The following is a 462-nucleotide window of genomic DNA, read 5'->3' as shown; positions in this document are numbered from 1 at the left end:
CAAAAGGTTAGGGGTTCGACTCCTCTCGGGCGCGCCATTTATAGCTACGGGAAGTAGCTCAGCTTGGTAGAGCACTTGGTTTGGGACCAAGGGGTCGCAGGTTCGAATCCTGTCTTCCCGACTTACTAAATATATGGGGGCTTAGCTCAGCTGGGAGAGCGCCTGCTTTGCACGCAGGAGGTCAGCGGTTCGATCCCGCTAGTCTCCACCATTTATTTAAATGAACATTGAAAACTGAATGACAATATGTCAACGTTAATTCCAAATAAGACTGCGATTTTAATCGCTAGTCGCATTTGCAAACTCGCGTAGCCGAGTTTGTGCAATGTTAAAGTGTGATTGGCTTAACCAATCAGAGAGCTTTATCAAACACTTTTATGGAGAGTTTGATCCTGGCTCAGGATGAACGCTGGCGGCGTGCCTAATACATGCAAGTCGAGCGGACAGACGAGGTGCTTGCAC

Annotated in this window: 2 tRNA genes and 1 rRNA gene; all 3 read left to right on the top strand. The window is 48.3% G+C overall.

Annotation, left to right across the window (positions count from 1 at the left end):
* Positions 1 to 47: 47 nt before the first annotated feature.
* Positions 48 to 121 (top strand) — tRNA-Pro (locus ERX55_RS11265).
* A gap of 14 nt (positions 122 to 135) precedes the next feature.
* Positions 136 to 211, top strand: a tRNA-Ala gene (locus ERX55_RS11260).
* A 163-nt stretch (positions 212 to 374) separates the two neighbouring features.
* A 16S ribosomal RNA gene (locus tag ERX55_RS11255) occupies positions 375 to 462 on the top strand; the annotation flags it as partial.

This window comes from Macrococcus bovicus (genome assembly GCF_004359575.1).
GTDB lineage: Bacteria > Bacillota > Bacilli > Staphylococcales > Staphylococcaceae > Macrococcus > Macrococcus bovicus.
Note: the sequence above shows the minus strand (reverse complement) of the source record. Positions and strands in the feature narration are given on the sequence as shown.